Origin of the sequence: Acetobacterium fimetarium (genome assembly GCF_014284475.1) — a bacterium.
GTDB lineage: Bacteria > Bacillota > Clostridia > Eubacteriales > Eubacteriaceae > Acetobacterium > Acetobacterium fimetarium.
Window position 1 is genome coordinate 1 of the sequence record NZ_WJBC01000043.1, and the last position, 7,566, is coordinate 7,566.

General features: G+C 42.3%; 5 protein-coding genes and 2 riboswitches. All 5 genes read left to right on the top strand.

Annotation, left to right across the window (positions count from 1 at the left end):
- The first annotated feature begins 164 nt into the window (after nucleotides 1–164).
- The 5 genes from pfkB to GH808_RS14685 all read left to right on the top strand — a co-directional run bounded on the left by pfkB (nucleotide 165) and on the right by GH808_RS14685 (nucleotide 7,190).
- Entirely contained in the window at nucleotides 165–1,082 is a 918-nt protein-coding gene (pfkB, locus tag GH808_RS14665) for a 1-phosphofructokinase (protein ID WP_186843535.1), read from the top strand.
- Nucleotides 1,083–1,095: 13 nt separating this feature from the next.
- On the top strand, nucleotides 1,096–3,000 hold the full coding sequence (locus GH808_RS14670) for a PTS fructose transporter subunit IIABC (protein ID WP_186843536.1): 1,905 nt from the start codon (nucleotides 1,096–1,098) through the stop codon (nucleotides 2,998–3,000).
- A gap of 292 nt (nucleotides 3,001–3,292) precedes the next feature.
- Nucleotides 3,293–4,831, top strand: a complete 1,539-nt coding sequence (locus GH808_RS14675; RefSeq protein ID WP_186843537.1) for an MBG domain-containing protein — start codon at nucleotides 3,293–3,295, stop codon at nucleotides 4,829–4,831.
- 172 nt (nucleotides 4,832–5,003) lie between these two features.
- A riboswitch (M-box (ykoK) riboswitch) is annotated at nucleotides 5,004–5,167 on the top strand.
- Between the two features lie 251 nt (nucleotides 5,168–5,418).
- Nucleotides 5,419–6,348: a magnesium transporter CorA family protein gene (locus GH808_RS14680; protein ID WP_186843538.1), complete on the top strand. Its 930-nt coding sequence runs from the start codon at nucleotides 5,419–5,421 to the stop codon at nucleotides 6,346–6,348.
- Nucleotides 6,349–6,414: 66 nt separating this feature from the next.
- A riboswitch (FMN riboswitch) is annotated at nucleotides 6,415–6,543 on the top strand.
- A gap of 80 nt (nucleotides 6,544–6,623) precedes the next feature.
- A complete protein-coding gene (locus GH808_RS14685; protein ID WP_186843539.1) occupies nucleotides 6,624–7,190 on the top strand; it encodes an ECF transporter S component in 567 nt (188 codons plus the stop codon).
- The last annotated feature ends 376 nt before the right edge of the window (nucleotides 7,191–7,566 follow it).

Sequence of the window (7,566 nt, forward strand, 5' to 3'; positions counted from 1 at the left end):
TCGAACAATTAAATTCGGTAGGCTCTAGAAAGTCTACACTGTTAAAAAATCAACTCCAGCTATGGATTGACTCTCAGGCCTCTTTTATTAAGGCTTTGTTTGGTCAATTAGGCTGGGAAAGTTGAGTTATAAAAATATACAAAAATTTGGGAGGTGGATGAAACGTGATTTTTACTGTGACTTTTAATCCGTCGTTGGACTATGTTGTCGGGTTGGACTCTTTTCGGGAAGGCGAGGTTAACCGGAGTGAATGGGAGCATATTTATCCTGGCGGAAAAGGCATCAACGTGTCCATGGTTCTAAAAAATCTGGACATCAGAAATATTGCTCTCGGTTTTGTTGGGGGCTTTACCGGCAAAGAAATTCAACGCAGCGTCAAAGAATTTGGCTGTTATACCGATTTTGTGAAGCTCAAAGCGGGGAATTCCAGAATTAATGTCAAAATAAAAGCCGATAAAGAAAGCGAAATCAATGGACAGGGACCTGATATCAGTGAAAAGGAGCTTGGCGAACTGTTTGAAAAGCTGGGATTTATTGAAAAAGGGGATATGCTGGTTTTAGCAGGAAGTATTCCGGCGGCGCTGCCGGAGGATAGCTACGAAAAAATCATGAAATTTCTGGAAAACCGAGGGGTGAAAATTGTCGTGGACGCCACCGGCGAGCTGCTGCTTAAAGTCGTTAAGTATAAACCGTTTTTAATCAAACCGAATAAAAAGGAATTGAGCGAAATTTTTGGAGTAATGGTGGAAAATCGCGAGGATATTATCTCATATGCAAAGCGACTTCAGGAAATAGGCGCTAAAAATGTTCTGGTATCTATGGCCGGAGAAGGCGCTATTCTAATCGACGAAAACAATCATATCCATGAAATGCAGGCACCAAAAGGTGTGGTTAAAAACTCGGTAGGGGCAGGCGACTCGATGGTTGCAGGTTTTATCGCCGGATATTTATTGAATCATGATTTTGAAGAAGCGTTTCGGATGGGTGTTGCAACGGGAAGCGCATCAGCTTTTTCGGAAACCCTCGCGACACGGGAAGAGGTTCTGAAATTGTTGGATAAAATAGAAAAAAACGAAAGATAAGGGGGAAGAAATAATGCGGATTATTGATTTGTTAAACGAAAAGGGCATTGACCTGACAGGAAAAGCGGCAGCCAAGGAAGAAACCATTAAGCAATTAGTGGATTTGATGGCTGAGAGCGGAAAAATCACAGACAAAGAGGTCTTCAGAAAAGCGGTCATGGCTCGCGAAGAAGAAGGTACCACTGGGATTGGAGAAGGTGTGGCAATACCTCACGGTAAATCTTCAGTTGTAAAAGACGCCGGACTTGCTGCGATGGTTATAAAAGAAGGATCGGATTTCGCGTCGTTGGACGGGGAGCCGGCATTTCTGTTTTTTCTGATCGCCGTGCCGGAGGTTGCCAATGATCTGCATTTGGAAGTGTTGAGCAAACTTTCAACAATTTTAATGGATGAAGCATTTCGGACAAAGTTGATTCAGACATCAGATGTTAAAACATTTTTAAAACTGATTGATGAAAAAGAGCAGGAGAAGTTTGGCGTTGCCCAGCCTGACAGCGATGTCAAAAAGAAAGGCGACTATCAGATCTTGGCTGTAACGGCGTGTCCGACCGGAATAGCACACACCTATATGGCAGCGGAAAGCCTTGAAAATAAAGCAAATGAAATGGGCATCACCATTAAAGTCGAAACGAACGGGTCCGGCGGCGTCAAGAATCAATTGACCGCAGCAGAGATTGCGGCGGCTGACTGCATTATCATCGCTGCGGATACCAATGTTGAAATGGATCGCTTCAATGGCAAACCGGTTATCCAAACGAAGGTTGCCAAAGGAATTCACAAGCCAAAAGAACTGATCGAGGAGGCACTATCCGGGAAAGTTCCGCTTTATCACAGTGAGCATGATCAAGGGGAAGAACAACAGCAGGCAGGGGAAAAGCAAAGCATCGGCCGCAAAATTTACAAGGATCTGATGAATGGCGTTTCGCACATGCTGCCCTTTGTCATTGGCGGCGGAATTTTAATTGCCTTGGCCTTTCTTTTTGATGATTACAGCATCGATCCAGCCAATTTTGGAAGCAATACGCCGTTTGCAGCTTTCCTGAAAACGGTCGGCGGTACTGCATTTGCATTCATGCTACCGGTGCTGGCCGGTTATATTGCCGTGAGCATTGGCGATCGTCCGGCGCTGGCCGTTGGATTTGTCGGCGGCATGCTTGCCAATACCGGAGGATCAGGTTTTTTAGGCGCGTTGTTGGCTGGCTTTGCGGCAGGTTATTTGGTGTTGGGTTTAAAAAAAGTGTTTTCAAAGTTGCCGAATAGTCTGGAAGGGATAAAGCCAATCCTGTTATATCCGTTCTTTGGCATCCTACTGATTGGAGCGCTGATTATTTTTGTGATCAATCCGCCGGTGGCAGCCATCAATGATTGGATGACCGCCATGCTGAACAGCATGGGATCATCCAGCAAGGTTGTTCTGGGGATCGTGCTGGGCGGCATGATGGCGGTTGATATGGGCGGGCCGGTTAATAAAGCGGCTTATGTTTTTGGAACCGCATCACTGGCATCCGGCCAGTTTGATATCATGGCGGCAGTCATGGTTGGCGGGATGGTTCCGCCGCTTGGAATTGCCCTGTGCACCACTTTTTTCAGAAATCGTTTCACGAAAAAAGAAAGAGAAGCTGGCGGAGCAAACTATATTATGGGGCTTTCTTTCATTACCGAAGGCGCGATTCCCTTCGCTTCGGAAGATCCGGTGCGCGTCATACCTTCATGCATCGTCGGATCGGCGACGGCAGGAGGTTTGTCGATGTTTTTCGGTTGTACTTTAATGGCTCCACACGGCGGGATTTTTGTTTTCCCGGTGGTCGGAAATCCGATTAGCTATGGCATCGCATTGATTGCAGGATCGGTTGTGACGATGATCCTGCTGGCAATTTTGAAAAAACCCAAAAACACAGAAACCAATCAGAAAGTCTGAAGCTTAGTGACCAACGAAGTGTCGACTAGGGCTATATTATCGAACAAAAAGCCTCTTTTATAAGAGGCTTTTTATGTTCTTTTTATGTAATGATTGTAAACAAAATAAGTAGAAAGCAAATTATAAACGAACAATGGCCTGGTTGCATTGAATACCTGGGTTTTAACCAGTATAATTAGGCTCATATGGTATTGAAGAATAAATGAAATACAAGAACTTGGTTCTCCGGCAGCGGATGAACGACGGTATCTGAATTTGTGGGCGATGAGATGATAAAAGGAAGGATGTAGCAATGAAAAAGACAAAAGGCTGTTGGCTGTTTCTAAGCCTTGTTTTAGTGATCGTTCTAATTGCGACATGCTTACCGATGGGAATTTTTGCCGAAGAGTCAAACGAAAGTAATTTCTGGTTTGCTCAGGATGATGCAGTCACAAGTGAAGCGACAACCGCTCAGAGCATGATGACACAAGCGGCATTGACGCCGATTATATCCTTTTCAAATGATCTGTTTTATAATGGAAGTCCCCAGAGTCTGGCCGAAATCAAGCCGTCCATCGGCGGACCGGATATTGAACCGGAGCTTGTGAAAATCACCTATACCGGTACGAAGGCTAACAAAGAGCTGTATCTGGAATCAACCATTCCTCCCACGGATGCAGGAATCTATACAGTGGTGGCAGAATATGAAGGCGATGATAGTTATCAAAGCTGTTCTGAAACAAAAGAGATAAAAATAAAGCCAGCTGAACTCAAAATAACCGATTTTTTCACAGAAACGCCAATTGTAAAGATATATGACGGAACCACTGATGTTTCGGAAAATACAATTACGGGTCTGGGAAACACCAAGGTTGTAAAAGATGATGTCGCTGACGTTGTTTTTAATTTCAAGTCAGCAAGTTTTCTTTCAAAAGATGTGAAACCTGCTGAGCCGAATACAGTCACTTTAAAAAACGTGACCATTGCTGGCAACAGGGCCTTCAACTATGCTTTAGTTAAAGATGAAGATGAGAATAAAGACAGCAATCCGGAAAAAAAAGTTGCGGAAAATGACGGGCAAAATACATTCGATGTGGTAATGACCGCCAATATTCTGCCAAAGCCGGTGGAAGTTTTTCTATTGGGACAGGACAAGGTTTATGATGGCAATTCAAAGTTAAATGAGTATGATTTCAACATCAATAGTGAAGACGTTATTGCTGGGGAGGAAATCGGCATCTTCACAACCGATGATTTCAATCCCTGGTATGGAGAAGCGGAGACGCCAATAAAGGATGTCGGGGAATACAACGTCTGGGCATCAGAAGGATTTTATTTTTACGGGATTAATGGCGCAAGCGGAGATAATTATACGACAAAAAATGATCCCATCTTCTCAAAAGAAAAATACTGCATTACACCTGCGCCAGTAACGGTGGTGCCTTCCTATCGGTTCAAAGTTGAAGGGGCTGAGGATCCGGCTTTGACCTATACAGTTTGGCGAGATCAGTCAGGAGATGAACTGGCAGAGGGACTTTTTGAAGGTGATGCGCTATATGGCTCTCTGGAACGGGAAGCGGGAGAAGCTGTTGGAAAATACGATGTCTACCTTGGCAGCCTGAGCAATTCGAATTACTACATTTCTTTTGTGCAGGGAGAAGATAAGTTTGAAATCATCGAGAAGGATAAAGCCGCAGCATCGATTGATTCCAGTGGTTATTACAACCCGTCAACAGGAATAGACGAAGAGGAAGAAGAACCACCGGTTGCTTATTTTGGCATTGCCTTATTATTGTTGCTTCTGATTGTAGGCGGGATCTTTTTTGGGAAAAACCGCTTGACTAAGATGTGAATTTATAAAGAATAAATAGCTAGGATCTGTTTAATGTATAATTAAATGGATCCCTTTTTTATGTGGTGATTTTAATCGTTGCACTGTATTTTTTACAGTGGCTTAACTTAAAAACATTGACAAAAAAGATAGAAAAAGATATAGTTAACCTGATAATAGTATGAGAACAAAGTGTTTCTTTTGTTAGGTGAGGCTCCTATACAGATATGGCTGCTGCCCGGAAACATCGAAAGATGCCAATGGGTCAACAGGTACTATCGAATTAAGGTTTTACTTAATGCAGTTGGGCAATGCCCTATGCTGTATAGTGCCAAAACTCAACGAATGGGGGAATCATTATTTTTGCTGCGCAAAAACCTCCACAAACAGTGGAGCTTTTTTTATTTGCGGGTCGAAAAAACCCGGAAAGTGCCGGCGAAAGTCAGAAGAATACCTAAAATATGGTTCTTATCGTTTATAGAATTAAAAAAAGGAGATGAGATGGGATGGACGCAGATCCTGGAGAGAAGCGCATTGAACAATTGAATAGCAAGAGCGGCCAGACAATCTCAATGATCATTGGTTGCTCTTGAAAAAGGAGGAAAACAATGATTAAAATCTATAAAACAATCGATGGAAAAATGAAAGAAATTGAATCCATCGAAAAAAACAGTTGGATTAACATGGTTAATCCTAATGAAGAAGAACTTCAGTTCATTACTCAGGAATTGGGAGTGGAACCGGATTTTCTTAGAGCGGCATTGGATGAAGAAGAAATTTCCCGTGTGGAACTTGAAGACAATAACCAGGCATTGATCACCATTGACGTGCCGATTGTCGAAAAAGACACAAAAATGGTGCTTTATACGACGATTCCAGTAGGTATTATTCAAACAGAAGACAACATTATTACCGTTTGTCTTCATGGAAATACCCTGATCGATGATTTCGCCAAGGGGCGGGTTAAAAATGTATTCACAAATTTAAAAACGCGATTCATCTTTCAGATCCTTTATCGTGTTGCCAGCCGTTTTCTTATTTATCTGAGACACATCAATCGCATGAGCAATGATATTGAGAAAGAACTGCATATCTCGATGAAAAACAAAGAGCTGTTTCAGCTGCTTGATTTGGAAAAGAGTCTCGTATTCTTTTCGACGTCCCTGAAAGCCAATCAATCGGTGCTGGAAAAACTTCAACGTGGTCGTGTCATTATGCTTTACGAGGAAGACAAAGATCTTTTGGAAGATGTACTGATTGAAGTTCAACAGGCTATTGAGATGTGTAATATTTATAGTAATATTTTAAGTGGAACGATGGATGCCTTTGCATCGATTATCTCCAATAATCTTAATATCGTCATGAAAATATTAACATCACTTACCATACTTATGGCGATTCCAACAATGATAGCAAGCTTTTTCGGAATGAATGTTTCTGGAATTCCGTTGCAAAATTTTGGCGCGGTAGTTTTAATCGCTCTCGGCGGAACCGGGGTAGCTGCATTTGTTTTGTTCAGAAAGAAGATGTTCAGTTAGAAGTGGCAAATAAATATCATTGACAAAGAAATTTGTATGGATGTATAATTAAATAAATTAATAAACAGTCTGTTTCAGGGCGAGGTGTGAGTCCTCACCGGTGGTGTTATGCTTTGGCATTAAGTCCACGAGCCGAAAGGCCGATCTGGTTGGAATCCAGAACCGACGGTATAGTCCGGATGAAAGAAATGGCGTACATATTTTAGCACGCGTAAAGCCCCGGGAATAAAATCCAGGGGCTTTTTTGTTTTCTGAGCAGACAACAAGGAGGGTTTATGAAAATCAAGACAAAACAACTGACACAAATGGCGGTATTGGCAGCAATGTCAATTCTATTGGTTTACCTGATTCATCTTCCAATTATTCCGGCGGCACCGTTTCTGGAATATGATCCGGCGGATATTCCGATTTTGATTGGTACGTTTATGTTTGGACCATTGGGCGGTTTGATTCTAACGGGCGTTGTTTGCGTTCTGCAGGGAATAACCGTTAGTTCAGCAAGTGGTATTATCGGGGTATTAATGCATTTCTTTGCGACCGGTTCCTTCGTTCTGGTAGCGGGAAATATTTACAAAAAAAATCGCACGCGAAAAGGAGCTGTCATTGGTTTAGGGCTTGGGGCAGTGACGATGACCATTACAATGGTTATATGGAACCTTATTTTCACACCAATATTTATGGGAATACCCATTGATGCAGTCATACCGATGATTTTGCCGATGATTGTTCCGTTTAATCTGATTAAAACAGGTGTCAATTCACTTGTTACTTTCATAATTTATAAATCCGTCAGCAAAGTACTGGGGATGGAAATAAAAGAAGTGAAAATGGCCGAAAAGTAAATAAGGATTAAAGCTGGAAGCTGATTAAAGAGGCCCGGAATCTTATGGTTCCGGGCCTCTTTGCAAAACATAAAATAAATTCCAAAAAGATGTTGACAAAGCGGGCAGAACGACGTATACTATAAAAGTTGTCTCGAGCAGAGGCGACAGACACACAGCTGAAACACTGAAATGAACTTAAAAGAATTTCAAAAAACAGCTTGACAATCAAGAGAAACGACGATATAATATAAAAGCTTCGTAAGTCGGAGCGGCGGTCATAGAAAAGAGAATAGTACCATAAAACCTGTAAATAGCCTTGAAATCCTCCGGGATTTCGGCAAAATAGAAACAGAGAGATGCACTCTATAAAACATCAACTCGGCAGAGGATAAAG